The sequence below is a fragment of the Streptomyces sp. NPDC002754 genome (assembly GCF_053592315.1).
The window spans coordinates 1-24,036 of sequence record NZ_JBSFVM010000026.1; the positions used below are offsets into that span (position 1 = coordinate 1).

Sequence of the window (24,036 nt, forward strand, 5' to 3'; positions counted from 1 at the left end):
TCCCCCTTCCCCACCCCCCCCCGGCGGCGGGGGGGGGGGGGGGCCGGCCCCCCCCCCCCCCCCGCGCCCCCGCCGGCCCCCCCCCCCCCCGGGGCGCCCCCGCCCCTTCTCGTGTGTCCCGTGTCCTACCGGCAGCCCGCGCCGGAGGCGCTCGGCTTCGGCTTCGGGTGGCTCAGCGCCGAGAGCGCCTTGTCCGCGGCCGGCTTCTTCGCGAGCTTCTTGAAGCCGGAGCCGATGATCAGGTCGACCTCGGTCGGCTTCGCGCGCTTGTCCGCCTTCAGCTCGGCGCCGGTCAGCTGCGTGCCGAGGACCGGGAGCGCCGCTTCCGTGGCCGCCGAGGCGCCGAGCAGGAGGCCGGGGCCCTTGACCTTCTTGTCGTACGCCTTCGTGGCGTTGCCGACGTCGCCGATCTTGAAGCCGCGCTTCTTCAGCTCGTCCGCGGTCTCCTTGGCCAGGCCGCCGCGGGCCGTGGCGTTCAGGACGTTCACGGTGATCTGGGAGGGGGCAGGCAGCTTCGCGTCCGCTTTGCCGGGGGAGGGCGACGCGCTCGGCTTCTTCTCGCAGGCGCCGGACTTCGCCCCCGCGGCGCTGGCCTTGTCGCCCCCCGTGAAGACGTCGACCAGCTGGAACGAGCCCCAGCCGATCAGCCCGATCGCGGCGACGGACGCGACGACCGCGAGCACGATCCTGTTGCGCGGGCGCCCGCGCCGCATGCGGGGGTATTTGTCCCCTGTGATGCGGTACTTGCCGCCCATGCCGGGTGGAGTGAGCATGCTCATGAGCGCAGCGTAATCCTGTGCGGCGACGATGCCTATTAAATGATCACGGTCAGTCGCTCAGTCCAACCCAAAAGGGCCAATGCGGCCCTGAGGTGCCGTCAGTCCCGAGGCGCGGTCAGCCGAGCTCGAGCACGCGTGCGTGCAGCACCTGGCGCTGCTGGAGCGCGGCGCGCACGGCGCGGTGCAGGCCGTCCTCCAGGTAGAGATCGCCCTGCCACTTCACGACGTGCGCGAAGAGGTCGCCGTAGAACGTCGAGTCCTCGGCGAGCAGGGTCTCCAGGTCGAGCTGGCCCTTGGTCGTCACCAACTGATCGAGGCGGACCGGGCGCGGCGCGACGTCCGCCCACTGCCGGGTGCTTTCCCGGCCGTGGTCGGGGTACGGCCGGCCGTTTCCGATGCGCTTGAAGATCACACGGAAAGCCTACCGGGCGAGGCTTGCCGGGCGCAGCCATGGGGACGGGGTGCACAGCCGGTAAAAACCGTCCTTAACCGGCTTCAACCGGGTCCAGTCGCGTCCCGCACCGGGGCCTGAAATGAGTGGCGCCGTGGGTGAGTTGATGAAAGCGGGCGTGTTCGTGGCCCTTCCGGGGTAACCACGCGCGCTTCGTTGACGGGCGCTACTTGCCGGCCTTCGCCGCCTTCTCCGCCTTGGCGGCCGCCTTCATCTCCTGCTTGTGCGCACGCACCTTCGTGAGGGACTCGGGCCCGGTGATGTCGGCGACCGAGCGGTACGCCTTCGGCTCGCCGTACGCGCCCGCCGCCTCGCGCCAGCCCGTCGGCCGCACGCCGAGCTGCTTGCCGAGCAGGGCCAGGAAGATCTGGGCCTTCTGCTTGCCGAAGCCGGGCAGCTCGTTCAGCCGCCGCAGCACCTCCTTGCCGGTGTCGGCGCCCTCCCACACGGCGGCCGCGTCCCCGTCGTAGTGGTCGACGAGGTACTGGCACAGCTGCTGCACGCGCTTGGCCATGGAGCCGGGATAGCGGTGCACGGCCGGCTTCTCGGAGAGCAGCGCGGCGAAGGCCTCGGGGTCCCGGGCGGCGATCTCGTAGGCGTCGAGGTCGTCGGCGCCCAGCCGGTCGGCGATGGTGCGCGGGCCCGCGAACGCCCACTCCATGGGCACCTGCTGGTCGAGCAGCATCCCGACGAGCGCGGCGAGCGGACTGCGCCCGAGGAGTTCGTCGGCGGCGGGCTCCTGGGCGAGGTGGAGGGTGACGTCCATACGGCTCATACGTCGATGATCGCGCCGCGCCGTCCGCGTCGCCACGCCGGGGTCCCGCCCCGGCGTGGCGAGGCACGGCCACGATCGGTCCCCATCGCGTCGCATGGCGGCGCCGTCCGGGGTAACCCTGACGTCATGACTTCCACGACGCCCGCCCCGTACGATCTCGCGGCCCTCGCCGACGACCATCTGACCGCGGCCCGCAAGGCCGAGCACGGCCGCAGCGCCGAACTCCTGATCAAGGAGGACCCGCTGCTGCGCCAGTCCGTGATCGCCCTGACCGAGGGGAGCAACCTGGAGGAGCACAACGCCCCGCCGGCCGCCACCCTCCAGGTGCTGCGCGGCCGCGTCCGCCTCACCGCGGTCTCCGGCGACGTCACGCTCACGCAGGGCCAGCTGCACGCCATCCCCCAGGAGAAGCACGGCCTCGTCGCGCTCACGGACGCGGCTGTGCTGTTGACGGCGGTCACCGCCTGACCTGATCGTGTTCCCGTCGCTACGGGAGCCTGGTTGCCGGGGTTCCGCGGGTTCGGGTTCTGCGCAAAGGAGTGCGGGCATGCCGTCGTACGAAGATATCTTCCGAGCGAGCACCGAGGACCCGGAGGGCTTCTGGCTCACGGCGGCCCGCGCGATCGACTGGGACACGCCCCCGACCAGGGCCCTGGACTCCTCGCGGGCCCCCTTCCACCGCTGGTTCCCGGACGGCGAGCTGAACGTCTGCCACAACGCGCTGGACCGCCATGTCGCGGCGGGCCGCGGAGCGCAGCCCGCACTCGTGTACGACTCCCCGGTGACGGACACCAAGCGCACGTACACCTACGCGGAGTTGACCGACCAGGTCGCCCGCTTCGCGGGAGTGCTGGCCGGCCTCGGAGTGACCCGCGGCGACCGGGTCGTCCTCTATATGCCGATGGTCCCGGAGGCCGTCGTCGCGATGCTCGCCTGCGCGCGGATCGGGGCCGTGCACTCGGTCGTCTTCGGCGGCTTCGCGGCGAACGAGCTGGCGGTGCGGATCGACGACGCGGCGCCGAAGGTCGTCGTGTCGGCGTCCTGCGGGGTCGAGGGGGCGCGGGTCGTCCCGTACAAGCCGCTCCTCGACCAGGCGGTGGACCTGTCGACGCACAAGCCGGACGCCTGCGTGATATTGCAACGCCCGCAGGGACCGGGTGAGTTGAGCCCGGGAAGGGATGTCGACTGGGCGGAGGCGATGAGCGGCGCACACCCCGCGCCCTGCGTCCCGATGGCGGCGACGGACCCGCTCTACATCCTCTACACGTCCGGAACGACCGGGAAACCCAAGGGAGTTGTGCGGGACTGCGGCGGGTACGCGGTGGCGCTGCGCTGGTCCATGGAGGCCGTGTACGACGTGGGTCCCGGCGAGACCATGTTCACCGCGTCCGACGTGGGCTGGGTCGTCGGCCACTCGTACATCGTGTACGCCCCGCTGCTCGCCGGCGCCACGACCGTCCTCTACGAAGGGAAGCCGGTCGGCACCCCGGACGCGGGCCAGTTCTGGCGGGTGGCGCAGGAGTACGGCGTGAAGACCCTGTTCACCGCGCCCACCGCTTTCCGGGCGATCAAGAAGGTGGACCCGGAAGGGGAGTTCACGCGCGCGTACGATCTCAGTGCGCTGAAGTACCTGTTCCTGGCCGGGGAGCGGCTCGACCCGGAGACGTACCACTGGGCGAGCGAGCTGCTCGGCATCCCGGTGATCGACCACTGGTGGCAGACCGAGACGGGCTGGCCGATCGTCGCGAACCCGGTGGGCATCGAGGCCGCGCCGGTCAAGGCGGGCTCCCCGACGTTCCCGCTGCCGGGCTGGGACGTGCGGGTCGTCGACGGGAACGGCAAGCCGATGGCTCCCGGCGAGGACGGCGCCATCGTCGTCCGCCTCCCGATGCCGCCGGGCTCCCTGCCCACCCTCTGGAACGACGACGAGCGCTTCGTCTCCTCGTACCTCTCGGCCTTCGACGGCTACTACCTGACCGGCGACGGCGGGCACGTGGACGAGGACGGCTACGTGTTCGTGATGGGGCGGACCGACGACGTCATCAACGTGGCCGGGCACCGCCTCTCCACGGGCGGCATGGAGGAGGTCCTCGCCGCGCACCCGGATGTGGCGGAGTGCGCGGTCATCGGGGTGGCGGACTCCCTCAAGGGCCAGGTCCCGCGCGGTTTCGTGGTCCTGAAGGCGGGCGTCTCGTCCGACCCCGCGGTGGTCGAGGCGGAACTCGTCCAGCTCGTACGGGACCGGATCGGCGCCGTCGCGTCCCTGAAGGCGGTCGCCGTGGTGGCGGCCCTGCCCAAGACCCGCTCCGGCAAGATCCTGCGCAGGACCATGCGCGGCATCGCCGACGGCCTGGACGAACCAGTGCCGTCGACGGTGGATGACGTGACGGTCCTGGACGCGCTGCGCCCGGTCCTCACGCGGGGGTCAGCGGGTCCGGCCGCCGAGCAGTGAGCGGATGGCGACGCGGTCGAGGTTCGTCAGGCCGCGCACCACCTTCGGCGTCAGGAACACGAACACGAACCCGATGGCCGAGACCGCGGCGATCTGGGCGGGCGACTCCACGTAGTACGCGTGGTGCACACCGGCGTCGGTCGTGAAGTCGAAGATCCGGTAGCCGGGCCAGTCCAGGTAGCGGTGGAAGACCCAGGAGTACGTGGGGAAGAGCGCGACCGCCCAGCCCGTGACCAGGAACGTCACGGAGACGACGAAGCTCATCACCCGCCACGGGAACATCACCGTGTGGAAGAGCAGCGCCTTCCACCCGGCGGCGTCGACGAGCCGCCCTCGCAGTCCGGGCGCGGCGGGCGCCGGGGCCGGAACGTCCAGGTCGAGGAACGCATGTGCCCTGCCCCGCTCGGCCGCCCCGAGACCACGCGCGCCGCCCAGCGCCGCCGCGAGGACCGGCAGGCCGATCCACACGACGAGCGTGCTCACCCCCAGGGCGAACATCGTCACGGCGAAGACGAACCCGGCGATCGCGACGGGGAGCGACGTGAGCGTGTGCCCGATCTCGCGGTAGGTGGCACCGGCGAACGGAGCGCGCCAGAACCCCGGACGGGCCGTGGACCGCGGTGCGGTGGGGTTCGTGCTCGCGTAGGACAGCGTGGTCGAGGTCATGCCACCCATCGTCGCGATTCGACGGCGCGGGGGACATGGAGCTGAGGGGTGTCTTGGAGGTGGGGTTATCCCCCGCTCAGGGCCGGTCGCGTGCATCACCCACGACGCGGGATTCAGCTGACCACGCGACTCGACGTGGGCAGCGCGGCCTCGATCCGGAAGCCGCCGTCGCCGGTGGCTCCTGACTCGATGGTGCCTCCGGCCAGGCGGACCCGCTCCGTCAGACCGATCAGCCCGTGTCCCCCGCTGGGCAGCAGCGGCTCACCGTCGGCGGTCGGTGCGGCGGGCTTCCCGGGCGGGCCGTTGACGACACGTACCCGCACGGTCCGTGGGTCGAAGGCGAGTTGAACCCGCGTCGTGGCGCCCGGGGCGTGCTTGTGCACGTTGGTCAGAGCCTCCTGCACGACCCGGTGCGCGGCCCGCTCGACCGGCTCGGCCAGCGGTTGCGGCGCACCTTCGACGTGCACGGTGACGGGCAGCCCGGCGGTCCGGGAGCCGTCGGCCAGCTCGGTGATTCTGTCGACGGCTCCCGGGCCGGGCAGGGGCCGCCGCTCGGCCGTCGCGGCTTCGGTGTCCGGGGCATCGGTGTCCGGGGCAGCTGCGGCGGGACCGGCCGGCGCGTCGGAGGGGCCGCTCGGGCTGCTCCTCAACACCCCCAGCATCTCGCGGAGTTCGGTGAGCGCGCGCCGTCCGGCTGTCCGGATGATCTGCGCGGTTTCGTCCGTCACCGCCGGGTCGTGGCTGACGGTGCTGAGCACGTTGGCGTGCACGACGATCAGGCTCACCTGGTGGGAGACCACGTCGTGCATCTCGCCGGCGATGCGCCGCCGCTCCTCTTCCCGGGCGGCCTCGGCGACGAGCCGCTGCTCCCGCTCGGCGCGCTCCGCCCGTTCGACGAGGCCCGCGACGACGGCGCGCCGTTGGCCGATGTAGAGCCCCAGCAGCAGCGGCACCAGGCAGGAGAAGACGAAGTTGACCGAGAACCAGAGCACCACGGTCCGGAAGCTGGACCAACCCTCCGCGTCCCAGGGCGCGACGACCACGAACCCGATCCCGGCCGAGACCCAGACGGCCCGCCGGCTGTGCGGCCCGCGATAGGCGCCTTCCGCGTAATAGGCGAGCGGCATCGCGAAGGCCGAGACCTGGAGGACCTTGGCGAGCAGCGCGACGCCGAGAACCAGCTCGGGAGCCCGACGCCGTACGAGCAGCGGCAGCCCGCTCACCACGGCGATCACCAGGTTCGCCCAGGGAGCGGCCGGCCCCTGGGCGGGATTCTGGAGGCTGTTCCACACCGCAAGTAGCAGCGCGACGGCCGCCAGCACCACGTCCGTGGCGCGCGCCGTGCCCCCGGCACCGGCATCGGCATCGGAGGGCAGGATCGTCCAACTGCGCAAGGTGTTCCCGACGTGACGGGTGCGGCCGGTGGTACTCACCCGACGAGGGTAGAAGGCGACCCGGGACCAGAACTGCGCAGGGCCCCACCGCCGAAGCGGTGGGGCCCTGCGTGTGCCTGTTCAGGCAGTGCGGAGGATACGAGATTCGAACTCGTGAGGGGTTGCCCCCAACACGCTTTCCAAGCGTGCGCCCTAGGCCACTAGGCGAATCCTCCGCCGCAAACAATACAAGACGCCGAGCGGTGCTCGCGACCACGTTGACGATCAAGATCGACGGCGGATCGGAGACGGATCGGGGGGCCGGACCTCCGGGTTCTTTCCACCGTGGGGGATCGGGTACTGTGGGCGTCAGCCCCTCACGTGGCGCTATCTGACTGAACTCCCCCAGGGCCGGAAGGCAGCAAGGGTAAGTCGGCTCTGGCGGGTGCGTGGGGGGCGTTTACGTTTCCGGGGGGTCGCGATACCCGTGGGCGGGTCCGGTTGTCAGTGGGCGCCTATAACCTCGTATGCGTGTCGTCTCTCGCGCTCTACCGCCGTTACCGCCCGGAGTCGTTCGCCGAGGTCATCGGGCAGGAACATGTAACCGACCCGCTGCAGCAGGCGCTGCGGAACAACCGGGTCAATCACGCGTACCTGTTCTCGGGCCCGCGCGGCTGCGGCAAGACGACCAGCGCGCGCATCCTGGCCCGCTGTCTCAACTGCGAGCAGGGTCCCACCCCGAATCCGTGCGGGGAGTGCCAGTCGTGCCAGGACCTCGCGCGGAACGGGCCGGGGTCGATCGACGTCATCGAGATCGACGCCGCTTCGCACGGTGGCGTGGACGACGCCCGTGACCTGCGGGAGAAGGCCTTCTTCGGCCCGGCGGGCAGCCGGTACAAGATCTACATCATCGACGAGGCCCACATGGTCACGTCGGCGGGTTTCAACGCGCTGCTGAAGGTGGTCGAGGAGCCGCCGGAGCACCTCAAGTTCATCTTCGCGACCACCGAGCCCGAGAAGGTCATCGGGACGATCCGGTCCAGGACGCACCACTATCCGTTCCGGCTCGTGCCGCCGGGGACGCTGCGCGACTACCTGGGCGAGGTGTGCGGCAAGGAGGCCATGGCGGTCGAGGAGGGCGTGCTGCCGCTCGTCGTCCGGGCCGGCGCGGGGTCCGTGCGTGACTCCATGTCCGTCATGGACCAGCTGCTCGCCGGCGCGGGCGAAGACGGTGTGACGTATGCCATGGCGACCGGGCTGCTCGGATATACGGACGGTTCGTTGCTCGACTCCGTCGTCGAAGCCTTCGCCACCGGTGACGGCGCCGCCGCTTTCGAGGTCGTGGACCGGGTCATCGAGGGGGGCAACGATCCGCGGCGCTTCGTGGCCGATCTGCTGGAGCGGCTGCGGGACCTCGTGATCCTGGCCGCCGTTCCCGACGCCGCGGAGAAGGGGCTCATCGACGCCCCGGCCGATGTGGTGGAGCGGATGCAGGCGCAGGCGAGCACGTTCGGCGCCGCCGAGCTCAGCCGGGCCGCCGATCTCGTCAACGAGGGACTGACCGAGTTGCGCGGCGCCAACGCTCCGCGGCTCCAGCTCGAGCTGATCTGCGCGCGCGTGCTGCTGCCCGCCGCGTACAACGACGAGCGTTCGCTCCTGGCCCGTCTCGACCGCATCGAGCGCGGCGGAGTCTTCACGCCTGGCGGGCAGGGTCCCGCGCCTTCCATGGCGTACGTTCCCGGGCCCGATGCCCATGCGCAGGCCGCTGCCCCGGCGCAGGCGCCTGTGCCGCCCGTCGAGCCGGGTGGTGGGCCCGCGGCGGCTCGGGCCGCGGTGCGAGGCGGCGGGCCGGGGGGCGGCCCCGGCGCGGCTCAGGCTCCGGCTCCGGCGGCGCCGGTGGCTCCGCAGGTTCAGGAACCCGCACCCGCACCCGCTCCGGCCCCCACCCCGGCTCCCGCCCCGCCCGCGGAGGTACCGCCCGCCCAGCCCGCCCCCGGTTCCTGGCCCACCGCCGCCCCGGCAGGCGGTGCCGGAGCCGGTGGAGGTCGCAGGCCCGGCGGGTGGCCCACGGCCGCGGCCGCGGGCTCCGGCCAGCCGCCCGCTCCGCCCGCTCCGCCCGCTCCGCCCGCTCCGGCAGCCCCGGCCGCACCGCAGGCGGCGGCCCCGACCCCGGCCCCGCAGCAATCGGCCCCGGCCCCGGCGGCCCCCGCACCGGTCCCGGCACCGGCCCCGGTCGGCGGACCGGACCCCCGTATGCTCTGGCCGAACATCCTGGAGGCGGTCAAGAACAAGCGCCGCTTCACGTGGATCCTGCTCAGTCAGAACGCGCAGGTCACAGGCTTCGACGGCACCACACTCCAGCTCGGCTTCGTGAACGCGGGCGCCCGTGACAACTTCGTGAGCAGCGGCAGCGAGGACGTACTGAAGGCGGCCCTGTCCGAGCAGTTCGGGGCGAACTGGAAGATCGACGCCGTCGTCGACACCTCGGGCGGAGGCGGCGCACCCCCGCCGCCCGGCCCCGGCGGCGGATACGGCGGTGGCGGTGGCTACGGCGGAGGCGGCTACGCCCCCGCTCCCGCTCCCGCCCCGGCACCGGCTCCCGCCCCGGCCCCCGCGCCCCCGGCCCCGTCCCAGCCGTCAGCCGACCGGCCCGCTCCGCCCAGTGCGGAGCCCGCCCCGGCCCCCGCTCCTCAGGAGCCGCCCCGCCGCTCGGTGTCGGTGGAGGACGACATCCCGGAGGACGACGACCCGGACCTGGACGAGAAGTCCCTGTCGGGCCACGACCTGATCGTCCGCGAACTGGGCGCGACGGTGGTCGAGGAGTTCACGAACGAGTAGCGCGTGGCGGGCCCGCCCCCGCCGCGGAGCCTGGAGGAAACCACAAACCCCTGCCCGGCCTGCCTTGGGCGGCCCGTACAAGACCACCCCGGTCGTACGGATAGGCTGACCGGCGTGAAGGTCCTCGTCATCGGCAGCGGCGCCCGCGAACACGCCCTGTGCCGCTCAATGTCCCTCGATCCCGACGTCACCGCCCTGCACTGTGCCCCCGGCAACGCAGGCATCGCCGAGGTCGCCGAGCTGCACGCGGTCGACGCCCTCGACGGCGCGGCGGTCACCGCCCTCGCCCAGGAGCTGGAGGCCGGCCTCGTCGTCGTCGGACCCGAGGCGCCCCTGGTCGCCGGTGTCGCCGACGCGGTCCGCGCCGCCGGCATCCCCGTCTTCGGCCCGTCCGGCGAGGCCGCCCAGCTGGAGGGCTCCAAGGCGTTCGCCAAGGACGTCATGGCCGGCGCGGGCGTCCCCACCGCACGCTCGTACGTGTGCACCAACGCGGCCGAGATCGACGAGGCGCTCGACGCGTTCGGCGCCCCGTACGTCGTGAAGGACGACGGTCTCGCCGCGGGCAAGGGCGTCGTCGTGACCGACGACATCGAGGAGGCCCGCGCCCACGCGAAGGCCTGCGAGCGCGTCGTCATCGAGGAGTTCCTCGACGGCCCCGAGGTCTCGCTCTTCGCGATCACCGACGGCACCACCGTCGTCCCGCTGCAGCCCGCCCAGGACTTCAAGCGCGCGCTCGACAACGACGAGGGCCCCAACACCGGTGGAATGGGCGCCTATTCGCCGCTTCCGTGGGCCGACCCGAAGCTGGTCGGGGAGGTCCTCGACACGGTGCTGCAGCCAACGGTCGACGAGATGGCGCGGCGCGGCACCCCGTTCTCGGGCCTGCTCTACGCCGGTCTCGCGATCACCGGCCGCGGCGTCCGCGTCATCGAGTTCAACGCCCGCTTCGGCGACCCCGAGACCCAGGTCGTGCTGGCCCGCCTCAGGACCCCGCTCGCCGGTGTCCTGCTGGCGTCGGCCAACGGCACGCTCGCGGACCTCGAGCCGCTGCGCTGGAGCGAGGACGCGGCCGTCACCGTCGTCCTCGCCTCGCACAACTACCCCGACACCCCGCGCACCGGCGACCCGATCACCGGGCTCGACGCGGTGGCCGCGCAGGACGCCCCGAACGCGTACGTGCTGCACGCCGGCACCAAGCGCGACGGCGGGAGCGGCGCGGTCGTCAGCGCGGGCGGCCGCGTGCTGTCCGTCACCGCGGTCGGCGGCGACCTGACGCAGGCCCGCGAGCGCGCGTACGCCGCCGTGGACCGCATCGGCCTCGACGGCTCGCAGCACCGCACGGACATCGCCGCGAAGGCGGCTTCCGGCCGCTGACAGCGACCGCTTCCGGGCGGGGTCCCGGGCGGGCCACACCCTCGCCTGCCCGGCCCCCGATGTCACCCACCTCTACCCAAAGCCATTCCATCGAGTGACCGCTGGCCCAACCGGCTGACGAGGCCGAAACCCCCAACTAGGGTGCGGCGCACGGAGTTACGGCACCCGTGCGAGCCGCTCAGAACCAGACGGACCACCGGCATTGCGATGTCAGTGGCGGGTGCCATTGTGGGGGAGTGAGCAACGCCACCAGAGCTCTGCTGTGGGCCTCGGCCCCTGGCTGGGCTACAGGCAAGGGCAGCAGGGGGTGACATCGGTCGTGTCCGGTACGGGTGTGGAGATGGGTGCGCAGAGTGCGCGCTCCCGAGCCCTCGCCGTGCTGCGCATCCGCAGCAGGGCGACGGCGATCGCGCTGCTTCCCGCAGCCGCTTCCGTGGTGCTGCTCGCGGGTGGCACCACGGGTCATCTGGAGGGCGGGGGCTGGGATGTCGCGCGCGTGGTCGTGAGCGCGGTCGCCGTCGTCGTCCTGCTCGCGGCCGCCGCCGTCGCGCTCGTCGTGGCGCGCGCCCGCCCGGCCGTCAGTCCGACGATTCCGATCGCCGAGAAGACCGCTCCCGACCTGTACCGGATGGTGCGTGATCTGGCCGACCGGCTCGACGTTCCGGCGCCCTCGGCGATAGCGCTCACCCCGGACTGCGACAGCTGGCTCGAGGACCGTACGCATCCGGCCCACGGGCCGCCCGCGCGCCAAGGTCAGAGCCAGGACGGGGGCGGGGACGGTGGTGACGGCGGTGACCCCAAGGCGCCCGCCGCGCCCGTTCTCGTCATCGGGTCCCCCTTCCTGTGGTGGATGCGGGTGGGCGAGCTGCGTGCGGTCCTGGCCCCGGTCGTCGCAGGTACGGGACCTTCGGCGCACCCCGACATAGCGGCGGCCCGGCGCTTCATCCGTGGCCTCGACGCCGCGGTGGCGGTCTCCGCCGACGGCGGCCGTGGGCCGGTGGCCCGTGCAGTGCTCGGCGGCGTCGGCCGGGTCGCGCGGCTGCTGCTGACCGGCTGCCGGGTGCACGCCGCCGAGATGGAGCGCGGCGTCGCCGCGGCCGCGGCCGAGCGCGCGCAGGCGGTGGACTACGGCCTGCGGATCGTCGCGCAGGAGCAGGTCGGGCTCGCGTACGCGGGCTGGGACCGGCTGCTCACGCGGGTCGCGCTGCCGGCCTGGCGGATGGGCCGCTGGCCCGCCCGGCTCGACGCGGGCGTGGTCGCGGCGCTGACCGAGCTGTCCCGGCGCGATCGCCTCGCGGCGCAGAACGGGACCTTTGCCTCGCGGCTCGGGGAGCGGCCCGCGTGCGACCTGCTCGATGAGCCGGGCACGGTCGACGAGGCGGCGTCGCTGCTTGCCGCCCGGCTCTTCCACGGTGGGCCCGCCGAGCGTGGGCCCGACTGGGCGCCGGTGGACTGGCAGGAGTATCCGGACGAGGTCGTGGACCGGAAGTGGCGGATGGATGCGGCGCGGCTCCACCGGGTGATGGACGGGCTGGGCGTCCGGGTTCCCTCCGGGGGTGCGGAGGGGCCGACGTTGGCCCGGGTCCTGGATCACCTTTCGGTGGTGCCGGGCGGATCGTCCGCGCACACGCCTCGGGGCTCCGCCCCGGACCCCGCTGCTCAATCGCCGCAGGGGCTTGACTTGGCCGCGCCCAGCGCCGACGGGCTTGATGTGCCCGCGCCCAGCGGCGAGCAGGACGTGACCCCCCTCGACGTCCTCTCCGCCACGCTCGCCGCCGAGGTCGCCCGGGAGGAGAGTGAGCGGCCGGTGTCGGTGGCTCCGCCGGTGGGGCAGGGGAGTCCGGACGGGGCGTTGTGGGACGAGGGGGCGCTGCCGCTGTTTCCCTTGCAACCGCCGCGCAGCGGACGGGAGTTGCTGGCCGACCACGTCACCGCGATGGTCTGCTGCGCCGCCGTGGACACGGCGGGCGCGGCGCCGGGCCTGGACTGGCTGGACGGCCCGTCGCTCCTGGTCGACGGGGAGCGTACGGCCGACCTGACGCCCCGCGTGCTGAGCCTGGTGGAGGACGGTGACGTGGAGCCGCTCAAGGACTGGCTGACCCGTCGGGGCATCCGCGCGGAGAAGCCGGTGCGCCTGGTGTGAGGCGCCGCCCCGAAACCCGGAGGGAACCGTTCCACTCTCGTCAATTCACGACGAACGGTGACGGAGTGCGTGCGTAATGTGATGTGCTGGGACCGGTCGCGGACACGCGGCAGCGGGTGTGGGCTCGGGGGAGCGAGGGAGGGGAGCGCGCATGGGGCCGGACAGGGAGGGGCACCCGAAGGACCTGGCGAGCGAGGACATGCCCCCGCCCCGCGCGCGTACCACCCGCTGGGAATCGGGCGCGCTGGCGCACGCGGTCACGGACCCGTTCGGACAGGGACCGCTCCCCTGGCTGCGCGGAAGTGAGCACTATTTCGACGACACCGGACATGTCGTCCCTTGGTACGCCGACCATGTGCCGCGTCCCGGCGCGCGTGACATCCCGGCGCCCCGCACCAGCGGCCCCCGCACCGCCGACGACGTGCACCGCCAGATCAAGGGCTTCGCCTCGACCGGCGCCGCGGCCCCCGGCGAGGCGATCGACTTCCACGTCACGGTGGACCCGCCCCAGCAGTTCACCGTGGACGTCTACCGCATCGGCCACTACGGCGGCGACGGCGCCCGCAAGATCACCACGAGCCCGCGGCTCTCCGGCATCGTCCAGCCGGCCCCGCTGACCGCGGACCGCACGGTCTCCTGCCACCACTGGTGGCTTTCGTGGCGGCTGCAGATCCCGTCGTACTGGAACGCGGGCGCGTACGTCGCCGTCCTCACGACGCTCGACGGGTACCGCTCGCACGTCCCCTTCACGGTCCGCGACTCCGAGCCCGCCGACCTGCTGCTCCTGCTCCCGGACATCACCTGGCAGGCGTACAACCTCTACCCGGAGGACGGGCGCACGGGCGCGAGTCTGTACCACGCGTGGGACGAGGAAGGGCGGCTGCTCGGCGAGAGCGAGGCCGCGATCACAGTCTCCTTCGACCGCCCGTACGCGGGCGCGGGCCTGCCCTTGCACGTGGGGCACGCCTACGACTTCATCCGCTGGGCCGAGCGGTACGGATACGACCTCGCGTACGCCGACGCCCGCGACCTGCACGCGGGCCGCATCGACCCGACCCGCTACCGGGGCCTGGTCTTCCCCGGGCATGACGAGTACTGGTCGGCGAACATGCGCCGCACGACCGAGCTGGCCCGGGAGAACGGGACATCGCTCGTCTTCCTCTCCGCCAACACCATGTACTGGCAGGTGGAGTTGGGCGCGGCCCCGTCCGGCGTACCGGACCGGCTGCTCACCTGCCGCAAGCGCAGAGGCCCCGGAAGGCCGACGCTGTGGCGGGAGATCGACAAGCCGGAGCAGCAGCTGATGGGCATCCAGTACGCGGGCCGGGTCCCCGACCCGCACCCCCTGATCGTGCGGAACGCGGACCACTGGCTGTGGGAGGCGACCGGGGCGCACGAGGGGGACGAGATAGCCGACCTGGTGGCCGGCGAGGCCGACCGCTACTTCCCGCGTACGTCCCTGCCCGAGCACCAGGACCGCATCCTGCTCGCGCACTCCCCGTACCGCGACAGCGACAAGGCCCGCAGGCACCAGGAGACATCGTTGTACCGGTCGCCGTCCGGAGCGCTGGTCTTCGCATCCGGGACGTTCGCCTGGTCCCCGGCCCTGGACCGCCCCGGCCACGTGGACCCGCGGATCCAGCGGGCGACGGCGAATCTCCTCGACCGCATCTGCAAACGAGACTGAGCACACGCCCCCGTACGAGGCCCGTGGCCAAAACCCGCCCCCGCATACGGGAGAATCGGGGTACTCGCCCGCCCGTCTCCCACCACCGCCCTACTCGAGCCCTGCGGGCGCCCTTTGTCTTCAACCTCGGGGAGGAACCATGTCCGGATTCGTCGAAAAGCCCGAACCAGTGCAGGTGCCGGGCCTGGTGCATCTCCACACCGGCAAGGTGCGGGACCTGTACCGGAACGAGGCGGGCGACCTCGTGATGGTCGCCACCGACCGCATGTCGGCCTACGACTGGGTGCTGCCCAGCCCGATCCCGGACAAGGGAAAGGTCCTCACGCAGCTGTCCCTGTGGTGGTTCGACCAGCTCCAGGACCTGATCCCGAACCACGTCATCTCGCAGGAGCTGCCCGAGGGCGCCCCCGCCGACTGGGTGGGCCGCACTCTCGTCTGCAAGAGCCTCGACATGGTTCCGGTCGAGGCCGTGGCCCGCGGCTACCTCACCGGCTCCGGCCTGGTCGAGTACAACGCGTCGCGTACGGTCTGCGGCCTCGCCCTCCCCGAGGGCCTGGAGGACGGCTCCGAGCTGCCCGCCCCGATCTTCACGCCCGCCACGAAGGCCGAGGTCGGCGAGCACGACGAGAACGTGAGCTACGAAGAGGTGGCCCGCCAGGTCGGCGCCGAGACGGCCGCTCAGCTCCGCCAGTCCACCCTCGCCGTCTACAGCCGGGCCCGGGACATCGCGCGCGAGCGTGGCATCATCCTGGCGGACACGAAGTTCGAGTTCGGCTTCGACAAGGACGGCGCGCTGATCCTCGCCGACGAGGTGCTGACCCCGGACTCCTCGCGCTTCTGGCCCGCCGACCAGTGGCAGCCGGGCCGCGCCCAGCCGTCCTACGACAAGCAGTTCGTGCGGGACTGGCTGACCTCGCCGGCCTCCGGCTGGGACCGCAAGAGCGAGCAGCCGCCGCCCGCGCTCCCGGACGAGGTTGTCACGGCGACCCGCGCCAAGTACATCGAGGCGTACGAGCTGCTGACGGGCACGCCCTGGAACGCGTAGCAAGACGCAGCAACGAGAAAGGCCCCCGGTCAGAGGACCGGGGGCCTTTCTCTATGTGGAGCGAACGACGAGGTTCGAACTCGCGACCTCAACCTTGGCAAGGTTGCGCTCTACCAACTGAGCTACGTTCGCAAGCGCCGCTTGCGCGGTGCCGCTGCGCCGAAGCGCGACGCCAACTATACCCAACCCCGTTCGCGCGCGAGACGCACCGCCGCGTGACGGTTCTCGGCGCCGAGCTTCGAGACGGCCGACGACAGATAGTTCCGGACGGTCCCCTGGGACAGCGCGGCCCGCTCGGCGATCTCCGCGACGGGTGCGCCGTCGGCCGCGAGTTCGAGCACCTCGGCCTCGCGGGCGGTCAGCGGCGAGTCCCCTGCGGAGATCGCGTCGGCCGCCAACTCCGGGTCCACGTAACGGTTTCCGGCGTGCACGGTCCGAATGATCTCGGCGAGCCGCTGGGCGCTCACGGTCTTCGGTACGAAGCCGCGCACACCAGCGGCGAGGGCCCGCTTCAGGTGCCCCGGCCGCCCGTGGCTGGTCACGATCATGGTGCGGCAGCCGGGCAGTTCGTCCCGGATCGATGTGGCCACGCTCACACCGTCCGCGCCCGGCATCTGCAGATCGAGCACGGCGACGTCCGGCTTGTGGGCCCGCGCCATGGCGAGCGCCTCGGGCCCGGTCGCGGCCTCGGCGACGACGACCAGATCCTCCTCGAGCGCGAGCAGCGCGGCGAGCGCGCCCCGGATCAGGTGCTCGTCGTCGGCGAGCAGAACGCGCAGCGTCATCGGCGGGCCTCCTGTTCCTGCTCCCGCTGTGCGTCGGGCACGGCGGAAGCGGCGGGTGCGGCCTCCGGTGCCGCATGTGGTGCGGCCTCCGGTGCCGCATGTGGTGCGGGGGGCGTCAGCGGCACGGTGGCCTTCACGCGGAACACCTCGCCGCGCAACGTCGTGTTCCGCACCACTCCCGCCTCCAGCTCCCCGCCCACCGCGGCCAGCCGCTCCCGCAGTCCCGCGAGCCCCGACCCGGTACCGGAAGTCGATGGCGCGCCGCCGACCCCGTCGTTCTCCACGCTCAACACCACACCACTCGCAGCCACCTCCAGCTCCACACGGCAGGCCTTCGCATCCCCGTGCCGCAGCACGTTCGTCGTCGCCTCCCGCACCACCCAGCCGAGCGCGGACTGCACCTCGCTCGGCAGTCCCGCGGCGGACCCGGTCACCGTGCAGTCGATCCCGGCCGCGTCCAACACGCCTTGCGCACCGGCGAGTTCGGCCCCGAGGTCGGCCTCGCGGTAGCCCCGTACGACATCGCGTACCTCCTTCTGCGACTCGCGCGCGATGCGCTGCACCTCGATCATCTGCGCCACCGCGTCCTCGGTCCGCCCGCGCCGTGCGAGCTGCACCGCGAGCTCGCTCTTCAGCGCGACGACGGACAGGTTGCGGCCCATGACGTCGTGCAGATCCCGCCCGAACCGCAGCCGCTCCTCGGCGACGGCGAGCAGGGCCTTGGTCTCGCGGGAGCGCTCGGAGTCCCACATCACGGAGAGGGACCAGGCGGAGCACCGGAAGGTCAACAGGGCGAGAGCGGCTGTCAGGATCATCAACAGGGCCACGACCACGAGGCCGCCGGGCGAGGTACCGATGACCGCCGCGCCCGCGACACAGACCACGACGGCGACGGCGGCCCGTCGCACAAAGGACCGCACCGGCACCGTCAGCGCGTAGGCGCAGGTGAACGGCATGGGGGCGAACACCAGCGGCATGGTGATCAAGCCGTCCCGCACGCTGTCCGTGACGGTCAGCGCGACGATGAACCCGAACGCGATGACGGCCAGCGCGGCGCTGACCCCCGTCAGGGCCCGGGGCACGCGGCCCCGCCCCAGATACTGGTCGAGGGCGGTCAGCGCGTGCCGGTCGCCGACCACGCACTGCACCAGGTTCACGACGGCGAGCGCGCCACCGAGGGCGTACGGGACGGTGTCGTGCACCAGGCTGCCCGCAAGGCCGGACATCGACCAGGCCGCGAAGAACAACCAGTTGACCGTGCGCAGCGTGATCCGCGTCTGCCACTCGACCCGCTCGATCTTGCTCCGGTCCCGCCACCGCACCCGCACGTCGGCCCCTCTCAATGCCGCGGTTCCCACCGGAACCACCGTCGTACAGCAAACACCGCGAAGACCAGCCAGGCCACCGCCGTGACCAGCGCCTGCACCGTGTCGCCGCCCGACATCTCGCCGCTCCAGCCGCCCCGGACCAGCGAGAGCACGGGCGTCAGCGGCAACAGCTCGCACACGGACGCCAGGGTGTCCGGCATGACCTCCAGCGGGACGATGGTGCCCGAACCGAGCATCGTGACGAGGAGCAGCGGCATCGCCGCGACCTGCGCGCTCTCCACGCTGCGGCTGAAGACGGTGGTGAGCGCGGCCAGCGCGACACACAGCGGAACGGCCAACAGCAGGCCGAGTACGGCCAGTTGGGGCGCCTCGGGTGCGCCCGCGTCGAGCAGCACCGTGCAGGCCACCACCAGGACGACGACCTGCGCCAGGCCAAGGACGACGGCGGGCATCGCGGCGCCCGCGAGGATCTCGGTGTCCCGGAGTTCCCCGGTGCGCAGCCGCTTGAGGACGAGTTCCTCGCGCCGGGAGGCGTACACGCTGACCAGCGAGCTGTAGACCGCGAACAGCAGGGAGAAGCCGATCGCGGAGGACAGCACCATGGTGCCGGGGTTCAGTCCGGTGCCCTTCAGCCGCTCATCGGTCGCGGACGCGCTGATGCTGAACGGCAGCACCAGCGGCACGAACATGGCGGTGAACAGCACCCCCTTGCTCCGCCCGATGAGCGTCAACTCGGCCCGTGCCAGGGAGCCGAGCCGCCCCACGGTCGTGGTGGTCATCGTCGCCGTACTCATACCGCCATCTCCTTCGCGCGCCGCGGGCCCGCACTCTTCGCGTCCTGCGCGATCCGCAGGAACGCCTCCTCCAGCGAGGCGCCCCGCACATCGAGCCGCCGCAGTTCGACGCCCGCGTCCCTGGCCCACACGAGGAGTCCCGTGGCGGCCCGCTGCAGGTCATCGGTGCGCAGCCGGATCAGCCGGCCCTCTAGGTCGTGTGTGTCGACGCCGAGCGACCCCAGCGGCGGCAGATCGCCCACGAAGTACCCGTCGGGCAGCTCGAAGGAGATGTGGGAGGGCTGCGCGGCGACGACCTCGTCGACGCGGCCCTCGGCGGCGATCCGCCCCTCGTGCAGGATCGCGAGCCGGTCGGCGAGCTCCTCGGCCTCTTCGAGGTAGTGCGTGGTCAGCAGCACGGTGGTGCCCTCGGCGCGCAGCCGGCGCACCAACTCCCAGGTGTCGCGGCGCCCTTCGGCGTCGAGGCCGGTGGTCGGTTCGTCGAGGAAGAGCACCTCGGGCCGCCCGAGCAGCGCGAGCGCGAGGTCGAGCCGCCGCTTCTCGCCGCCGGACAGCTGCTTGACCCGGACCGACCCGCGCTTGCCGAGTCCCACCGCCTCCAGCGCCTCGTCGATCGGCCGGGCCCCGCTCGTGCAGCCGGCCCACATCCGTACGGTCTCGGTGACGGTCAGCTCGCTGGGGAATCCGCCGTCCTGCAGCATCACCCCGATCCGCGGCCGCACCCGGTCCCGCTCGCCGTACGGGTCGTGCCCGAGCACCCGCACCCGGCCACCGGCCGGGGCCGCGAGTCCTTCGATGAGCTCGACGGTGGAGGTCTTTCCGGCGCCGTTCGTGCCGAGGAGTGCGAAGAGCTCGCCGCGGCCCACGGAGAAGCTGACTCCGCGCACCGCCTCGAAGGAACTCTTTGTGCCGTCCCCGTACACGCGGCGCAGATCAGTGACTTCGATCACGCGCTCGTTGGTGGTCATGTCTCAAGCCTGTCGCCCGGCGGGGGCGGTCGGCAGTGCGCGCTGTCATCGGCCCGCATGACAAATGTCAGAAGGCCGCCGGACACGACGAACCGACACGACGAAGGCCCGGTCCATGAGGACCGGGCCTTCGTTCTCTGAGCGAACGACCGGGTTCGAACCGGCGACCTCAACCTTGGCAAGGTTGCGCTCTACCAACTGAGCTACGTTCGCACTGCTTGCATCAGCCTACCGTACCCACCGAAGTGTTCGGTACGCGATGCAGAGCGGGTGACAGGAATTGCACACTGCGCCTTCCCCCTGGAAGGGGGATGTTCTACTACTGAACTACACCCGCACGACTCCTTGGGGTTCGGCCCTGCGGCCTCGCCCCTCGGCGTGCTCCAGACTTTAGCCGACCCTCGGGGGTGCAGCGCAAGTCCGGTCGCCGAGAGGTTCCGGTCGGCGGGTGCGCGCGCTCAGTTGGCCGCGGCGAAGGCCTCGTAGACCCGCTTCGGGATGCGGCCGCGCGGCGGCACGTCGAAGCGGTTCGAGCGGGCCCAGGCGCGGACGGCGGCCGGGTCCGGGCTCAGATCGGTGCGCTTGTACGCCTTGCCGGTCTTCCCCGACCGCTTGCGGCCCGCCTCCAGGTAGGGGGCGAGGGCCTCGCGGAGCTGATGGGCGTTGGCCTTATTGAGGTCGATCTCGTACGACGAGCCGTCGAGACCGAATGCGACCGTTTCCGCCGCTTCTCCGCCGTCGATGTCGTCAGAGAGGGTGACCACGACACGCTGCGCCACGAATATCGGTCCCTTCGTCCAGCACCCCGCTTTGACGTGCGGTGATGCAGACTGTCCAGCTGTTGTCAGGCAATGCCCGGGCAATGCGGTGCCCCGAGTTCAGGCCGAGTGCCTGTATCTGCCAATTCCTTTTTACCCTGTCCGGCAATGCAGTGGGAAGACCAGTTAAAAGTCTCGGTGTGTCTCGCGAGGCTGTTATCCGGAGTCTTTCCCTTAATTTTCCGTGGCGATCTCATGTCGTTGCCATAACGTGATCCGCATCTCGTAGCTTCCTACTGTCTACGCGAGTAGAAAATTTGGGCAGGTACGCTGAACGGACCAGCTCAACCCACACACCGGGAGTGCCAGTGGCACGCGTCGTAGTCGACGTCATGCTCAAGCCGGAGATCCTCGACCCCCAGGGCCAGGCGGTGCAGCGTGCGCTGCCGCGCCTCGGTTTCGACGGCATCTCCGACGTACGTCAGGGAAAGCGTTTCGAGCTCGAAGTGGACGGGCCGGTGGATGACGCCGCTCTCGCCCGTATCCATGAGCTGGCGGAAACCTTCCTCGCCAACACCGTGATCGAAAACTTCACCGTCAAGGTGGAAGAGCCCGCGGTGGGGGCCGAAAAGTGACCGCTCGTATTGGCGTCGTCACCTTTCCCGGTTCCCTCGATGATCGCGACACCCAGCGCGCGATCCGGCTCGCCGGTGCGGAGCCGGTCGCGCTCTGGCACAAGGACAAGGACCTGAAGCAGGTCGACGCGGTCGTCCTGCCCGGTGGTTTCTCCTACGGCGATTACCTGCGCGCGGGCGCCATTTCGCGTTTCTCGCCCGTCATGGAGACGCTGATCGAGCAGGCGAAGGCGGGCCTTCCGGTCCTCGGGATCTGCAACGGATTCCAGGTCCTCACCGAGGCCCACCTGCTCCCCGGCGCCATGCTCGGCAACGACCACCTGCACTTCATCTGCCGCGATCAGAAGCTGCGGGTGGAGAACGCGGACACCGCCTGGACCGCCGACTACGACGCCGGGCAGGAGATCCACATCCCGCTGAAGAACATGGACGGCCGCTACGTGGCCGACGAGCGCACGCTCGACATGTTGGAGGCGGAGGGGCGGGTGGCCTTCCGGTACCTCGACATGAACCCCAACGGTTCGCTCCGTGACATCGCCGGCATCACGAACGCGGCGGGCAACGTCGTCGGTCTGATGCCGCACCCGGAGCACGCCGTGGAGCCCCTCATCGGGAGCGGCCGCACCGACGGCCTCCCGTTCTTCACCTCGATCCTCAAGAAGCTGGTCGCCGCCTCATGAGCCTCGACACCACAGAGAACGCCGCGAAGACTCCCGACGTCGAGCTGCCCTGGGCCGAACTCGGCCTGAAGAAGGACGAGTACGAGCGGGTCGTGGAGATCCTCGGCCGCCGGCCCACCGGCGCCGAGCTCGCCATGTACTCGGTCATGTGGTCCGAGCACTGCTCGTACAAGTCCTCCAAGGTGCACCTGCGCCAGTTCGGCGAGAAGGCGCCGCAGTCCGACGCGCTGCTCGTCGGCATCGGCGAGAACGCCGGCGTCGTCGACGTGGGCAACGGGTACGCGGTCACCTTCAAGGTCGAGTCGCACAACCACCCGTCGTACGTCGAGCCCTACCAGGGCGCGGCCACCGGTGTCGGCGGCATCGTCCGCGACATCATCGCGATGGGCGCACGCCCGATCGCCGTGGTCGACCCGCTGCGGATGGGCGCCGCCGACCACCCCGACACGAAGCGTGTGCTGCCCGGCGTCGTCGCCGGTATCGGTGGCTACGGCAACTGCCTGGGCCTGCCGAACATCGGCGGTGAGCTCGTCTTCGACGCCTGCTACCAGGGCAACCCGCTGGTCAACGCCGGTGCCATCGGCGTCATGCGGCACGAGGACATCCACCTCGCGAAGGCGTCCGGCAGCGGCAACAAGGTCATCATGTACGGCGCCCGCACGGGCGGCGACGGCATCGGTGGCGCCTCGATCCTGGCGAGCGAGACCTTCGACGACGCGAAGCCGTCGAAGCGCCCGGCCGTCCAGGTCGGCGACCCCTTCCAGGAGAAGCTCCTCATCGAGTGCACCCTGGAGGCCTTCGCCGAGAAGCTCGTCGTCGGCATCCAGGACCTCGGCGCCGCCGGCATCTCCTGCGCCACCTCCGAGCTGGCGTCCAACGGCTCGGGCGGTATGCGCGTCGAGCTGGACGACGTACCGCTGCGCGACTCCACGCTCTCTCCTGAGGAGATCCTCATGAGCGAGTCGCAGGAGCGCATGTGCGCCGTGGTCGAGCCGGGCAAGGTCGACCGCTTCCTGGAGATCTGCGAGAAGTGGGACGTCATCGCCACCGTCATCGGTGAGGTGACCGACGGCGACCGCCTGGAGATCTTCTGGCACGGCGAGAAGATCGTCGACGTCGACCCGCGCACGGTCGCGCACGACGGCCCGGTCTACGAGCGCCCGCTCGCCCGCCCCGACTGGCAGGACGCGCTGCAGGCCGACGACGCGGGCAAGCTGCCGCGCCCGGCGAACGGCGCGGAGCTGAAGGACCAGGTCCTCAAGCTCGTCTCCTCGCCCAACCAGGCGTCCAAGAAGTGGGTCACCCAGCAGTACGACCACTTCGTGCAGGGCAACACCGTGCTCGCGCAGCCCGAGGACTCGGGCATGATCCGCATCGACGAGGAGACCGGCCTCGGCGTCGCCATCGCGACCGACGGCAACGGCCGCTTCGCGAAGCTCGACCCGTACACGGGTGCGCAGCTCGCGCTCGCGGAGGCGTACCGGAACGTCGCGACGACCGGCGCCAAGCCCCTCGCGGTCTCCGACTGCCTGAACTTCGGTTCGCCCGAGGACCCGGCCGTCATGTGGCAGTTCGCCGAGGCCATCCGCGGCCTCGCCGACGGCTGCCAGCAGCTCGGCACGCCGGTGACCGGCGGCAACGTCTCGCTCTACAACCAGACGGGCGAGGCGGCGATCCACCCGACGCCGGTCGTCGCCGTCCTGGGTGTCATCGACGATGTCGCCCGCCGCACCCCCGTCGCCTTCCAGGAAGAGGGCCAGCTCCTCTACCTGCTCGGCGACACCAAGGAGGAGTTCGGCGGTTCGGCCTGGGCGCAGGTCGTCCACGAGCACCTCGGCGGTCTGCCACCGCAGGTCGACCTGGAGCGCGAGCGCCTCCTCGGCGAGATCCTCATCTCGGCCTCCCGCGACGGCATGATCGACGCGGCGCACGACCTGTCCGACGGCGGCCTCGTCCAGGCCGTGGCCGAGTCGGCGCTGCTCGGGGGCAAGGGTGCGCGCCTGATCGTCCCCGAGGGCCTGGACGCGTTCACGTTCCTCTTCTCGGAGTCGGCGGGCCGCGCGGTCGTGTCGATCCCGCGCAGCGAAGAGCTTCGCTTCAACGACATGTGCGGGGCGCGGGGTCTGCCCGTCACCCGCATCGGTGTCGTGGACGGTGACTCCGTCGACGTCCAGGGCGAGTTCGTGCTCACCCTGGACGAGCTGCGCGAGGCGCACGAGGGCACGATTCCGGCGCTGCTGGCGTAGCGCTTCCGCGTGTGACCTGGGCCCTGCCTGCCGGTACCGGTGGGCAGGGCCCCCGCCACGGGGCGCTGCCCCGGACCCCGCGCCTCAAGCGCCGGCGGGGCTGGAAAGGCCGGGGCTCCGCCCCGCACCCCGCTGCTCAAACGCCGCAGGGGCTTGAAATGCCCACCGCCGCCGGGGGCCCGGCTTTCCGTGGGTGATGGCCGTCTCCCCGCCCATCTCCCCCCCGCCCCCTCCGGGGGCGTCGGCACCACGGTGCCGC

The 24,036-nt window shown here is 71.6% G+C and carries 20 protein-coding genes, 4 tRNA genes and 1 other RNA gene; 11 read left to right on the forward strand and 14 right to left on the reverse strand.

The genetic code is table 11. The features are described from left to right. Positions 1–125 precede the first annotated feature (125 nt). The 3 genes from ACWD2L_RS32420 to ACWD2L_RS32430 form a co-directional block, all read right to left on the reverse strand. A complete protein-coding gene (locus ACWD2L_RS32420; RefSeq protein WP_351342740.1) occupies positions 126–779 on the reverse strand; it encodes a LytR C-terminal domain-containing protein in 654 nt (217 codons plus the stop codon). 115 nt (positions 780–894) lie between these two features. Continuing rightward, complete coding sequence (locus ACWD2L_RS32425; protein WP_003955420.1) at positions 895–1,191, reverse strand: type II toxin-antitoxin system VapB family antitoxin; 297 nt, start codon at positions 1,189–1,191, stop codon at positions 895–897. A gap of 205 nt (positions 1,192–1,396) precedes the next feature. After that, a complete protein-coding gene (locus ACWD2L_RS32430; protein WP_351342745.1) occupies positions 1,397–1,996 on the reverse strand; it encodes an HhH-GPD-type base excision DNA repair protein in 600 nt (199 codons plus the stop codon). Positions 1,997–2,131: 135 nt separating this feature from the next. On the opposite strand from ACWD2L_RS32430, the gene ACWD2L_RS32435 reads away from it, so the two are divergent. Continuing rightward, positions 2,132–2,473 (forward strand): cupin domain-containing protein, encoded by a 342-nt coding sequence (locus ACWD2L_RS32435; RefSeq protein WP_351342738.1) that lies wholly within the window; start codon positions 2,132–2,134, stop codon positions 2,471–2,473. Between the two features lie 7 nt (positions 2,474–2,480). Then, entirely contained in the window at positions 2,481–4,457 is a 1,977-nt protein-coding gene (locus ACWD2L_RS32440) for a propionyl-CoA synthetase (protein WP_351342736.1), read from the forward strand. Here ACWD2L_RS32440 and ACWD2L_RS32445 read toward each other — a convergent pair. The 3 genes from ACWD2L_RS32445 to ACWD2L_RS32455 form a co-directional block, all read right to left on the reverse strand. After that, the gene (locus ACWD2L_RS32445) at positions 4,431–5,123 is read right to left on the reverse strand and encodes a sensor domain-containing protein (protein ID WP_351342734.1); all 693 of its coding nucleotides are present in this window, start codon (positions 5,121–5,123) and stop codon (positions 4,431–4,433) included. The genes ACWD2L_RS32440 and ACWD2L_RS32445 overlap by 27 nt on opposite strands. A 113-nt stretch (positions 5,124–5,236) precedes the next feature. Then, positions 5,237–6,556: a sensor histidine kinase gene (locus ACWD2L_RS32450; protein WP_351342733.1), complete on the reverse strand. Its 1,320-nt coding sequence runs from the start codon at positions 6,554–6,556 to the stop codon at positions 5,237–5,239. Positions 6,557–6,647: 91 nt separating this feature from the next. Beyond that, positions 6,648–6,732 (reverse strand) — tRNA-Ser (locus ACWD2L_RS32455). 133 nt (positions 6,733–6,865) lie between these two features. Between ACWD2L_RS32455 and ffs the strand changes: the two genes are divergently transcribed. The 6 genes from ffs to ACWD2L_RS32485 all read left to right on the forward strand — a co-directional run bounded on the left by ffs (position 6,866) and on the right by ACWD2L_RS32485 (position 15,583). After that, positions 6,866–6,960: signal recognition particle sRNA small type (gene ffs / locus ACWD2L_RS32460), an RNA gene on the forward strand. A 67-nt stretch (positions 6,961–7,027) separates the two neighbouring features. Beyond that, entirely contained in the window at positions 7,028–9,334 is a 2,307-nt protein-coding gene (locus tag ACWD2L_RS32465; protein WP_351342731.1) for a DNA polymerase III subunit gamma and tau, read from the forward strand. Positions 9,335–9,448: 114 nt separating this feature from the next. Then, entirely contained in the window at positions 9,449–10,708 is a 1,260-nt protein-coding gene (gene purD / locus ACWD2L_RS32470) for a phosphoribosylamine--glycine ligase (protein WP_351342729.1), read from the forward strand. Between the two features lie 340 nt (positions 10,709–11,048). Then, entirely contained in the window at positions 11,049–12,851 is a 1,803-nt protein-coding gene (locus tag ACWD2L_RS32475; RefSeq protein ID WP_351342743.1) for a hypothetical protein, read from the forward strand. A 199-nt stretch (positions 12,852–13,050) separates the two neighbouring features. Continuing rightward, positions 13,051–14,538: a N,N-dimethylformamidase beta subunit family domain-containing protein gene (locus ACWD2L_RS32480; RefSeq protein ID WP_351342742.1), complete on the forward strand. Its 1,488-nt coding sequence runs from the start codon at positions 13,051–13,053 to the stop codon at positions 14,536–14,538. Positions 14,539–14,677: 139 nt separating this feature from the next. Then, positions 14,678–15,583: a phosphoribosylaminoimidazolesuccinocarboxamide synthase gene (locus ACWD2L_RS32485; protein WP_351342728.1), complete on the forward strand. Its 906-nt coding sequence runs from the start codon at positions 14,678–14,680 to the stop codon at positions 15,581–15,583. A 56-nt stretch (positions 15,584–15,639) separates the two neighbouring features. On the opposite strand, the gene ACWD2L_RS32490 is transcribed toward ACWD2L_RS32485, so the two are convergent. The 8 genes from ACWD2L_RS32490 to ACWD2L_RS32525 all read right to left on the reverse strand — a co-directional run bounded on the left by ACWD2L_RS32490 (position 15,640) and on the right by ACWD2L_RS32525 (position 20,237). Continuing rightward, positions 15,640–15,715, reverse strand: a tRNA-Gly gene (locus ACWD2L_RS32490). A gap of 44 nt (positions 15,716–15,759) precedes the next feature. Then, positions 15,760–16,368: a response regulator transcription factor gene (locus tag ACWD2L_RS32495; RefSeq protein WP_351342727.1), complete on the reverse strand. Its 609-nt coding sequence runs from the start codon at positions 16,366–16,368 to the stop codon at positions 15,760–15,762. Beyond that, on the reverse strand, positions 16,365–17,726 hold the full coding sequence (locus tag ACWD2L_RS32500) for a sensor histidine kinase (RefSeq protein WP_351342725.1): 1,362 nt from the start codon (positions 17,724–17,726) through the stop codon (positions 16,365–16,367). Before ACWD2L_RS32500 ends, ACWD2L_RS32495 begins: the two co-directional genes overlap by 4 nt. Beyond that, positions 17,708–18,490, reverse strand: a complete 783-nt coding sequence (locus tag ACWD2L_RS32505; RefSeq protein ID WP_351342723.1) for an ABC transporter permease — start codon at positions 18,488–18,490, stop codon at positions 17,708–17,710. The genes ACWD2L_RS32500 and ACWD2L_RS32505 overlap by 19 nt, the downstream gene beginning before the upstream one ends. Continuing rightward, entirely contained in the window at positions 18,487–19,458 is a 972-nt protein-coding gene (locus tag ACWD2L_RS32510) for an ABC transporter ATP-binding protein (protein WP_351342721.1), read from the reverse strand. Before ACWD2L_RS32510 ends, ACWD2L_RS32505 begins: the two co-directional genes overlap by 4 nt. A 140-nt stretch (positions 19,459–19,598) precedes the next feature. Further along, positions 19,599–19,671, reverse strand: a tRNA-Gly gene (locus tag ACWD2L_RS32515). Between the two features lie 52 nt (positions 19,672–19,723). Then, positions 19,724–19,795 (reverse strand) — tRNA-Gly (locus tag ACWD2L_RS32520). Between the two features lie 121 nt (positions 19,796–19,916). Then, positions 19,917–20,237: a histone-like nucleoid-structuring protein Lsr2 gene (locus tag ACWD2L_RS32525; protein WP_351342720.1), complete on the reverse strand. Its 321-nt coding sequence runs from the start codon at positions 20,235–20,237 to the stop codon at positions 19,917–19,919. A 341-nt stretch (positions 20,238–20,578) separates the two neighbouring features. Here ACWD2L_RS32525 and purS point away from each other — a divergent pair, with 341 nt between their 5' ends. The 3 genes from purS to purL are packed head-to-tail and all read left to right on the forward strand — an operon-like array spanning position 20,579 to position 23,777. Continuing rightward, on the forward strand, positions 20,579–20,851 hold the full coding sequence (purS, locus tag ACWD2L_RS32530; protein WP_266712288.1) for a phosphoribosylformylglycinamidine synthase subunit PurS: 273 nt from the start codon (positions 20,579–20,581) through the stop codon (positions 20,849–20,851). Then, complete coding sequence (gene purQ, locus ACWD2L_RS32535; RefSeq protein WP_351342718.1) at positions 20,848–21,531, forward strand: phosphoribosylformylglycinamidine synthase subunit PurQ; 684 nt, start codon at positions 20,848–20,850, stop codon at positions 21,529–21,531. The genes purS and purQ overlap by 4 nt, the downstream gene beginning before the upstream one ends. Next, entirely contained in the window at positions 21,528–23,777 is a 2,250-nt protein-coding gene (purL, locus tag ACWD2L_RS32540; RefSeq protein WP_351342716.1) for a phosphoribosylformylglycinamidine synthase subunit PurL, read from the forward strand. The genes purQ and purL overlap by 4 nt, the downstream gene beginning before the upstream one ends. The last annotated feature ends 259 nt before the right edge of the window (positions 23,778–24,036 follow it).

What these genes read in the sequence shown, in the direction of transcription:
- ACWD2L_RS32420 (WP_351342740.1), bottom strand. Translation starts at nt 779, where the DNA reads ATGAGCATGCTCACTCCACCCGGCATGGGCGGCAAGTACCGCATCACA.
- ACWD2L_RS32430 (WP_351342745.1), bottom strand. Translation starts at nt 1,996, where the DNA reads ATGGACGTCACCCTCCACCTCGCCCAGGAGCCCGCCGCCGACGAACTC.
- ACWD2L_RS32435 (WP_351342738.1), top strand. Translation starts at nt 2,132, where the DNA reads ATGACTTCCACGACGCCCGCCCCGTACGATCTCGCGGCCCTCGCCGAC.
- ACWD2L_RS32445 (WP_351342734.1), bottom strand. Translation starts at nt 5,123, where the DNA reads ATGACCTCGACCACGCTGTCCTACGCGAGCACGAACCCCACCGCACCG.
- ACWD2L_RS32475 (WP_351342743.1), top strand. Translation starts at nt 11,049, where the DNA reads ATGGGTGCGCAGAGTGCGCGCTCCCGAGCCCTCGCCGTGCTGCGCATC.
- ACWD2L_RS32480 (WP_351342742.1), top strand. Translation starts at nt 13,051, where the DNA reads ATGCCCCCGCCCCGCGCGCGTACCACCCGCTGGGAATCGGGCGCGCTG.
- ACWD2L_RS32485 (WP_351342728.1), top strand. Translation starts at nt 14,678, where the DNA reads ATGTCCGGATTCGTCGAAAAGCCCGAACCAGTGCAGGTGCCGGGCCTG.
- ACWD2L_RS32495 (WP_351342727.1), bottom strand. Translation starts at nt 16,368, where the DNA reads ATGACGCTGCGCGTTCTGCTCGCCGACGACGAGCACCTGATCCGGGGC.
- ACWD2L_RS32505 (WP_351342723.1), bottom strand. Translation starts at nt 18,490, where the DNA reads ATGAGTACGGCGACGATGACCACCACGACCGTGGGGCGGCTCGGCTCC.
- ACWD2L_RS32510 (WP_351342721.1), bottom strand. Translation starts at nt 19,458, where the DNA reads ATGACCACCAACGAGCGCGTGATCGAAGTCACTGATCTGCGCCGCGTG.
- purL (WP_351342716.1), top strand. Translation starts at nt 21,528, where the DNA reads ATGAGCCTCGACACCACAGAGAACGCCGCGAAGACTCCCGACGTCGAG.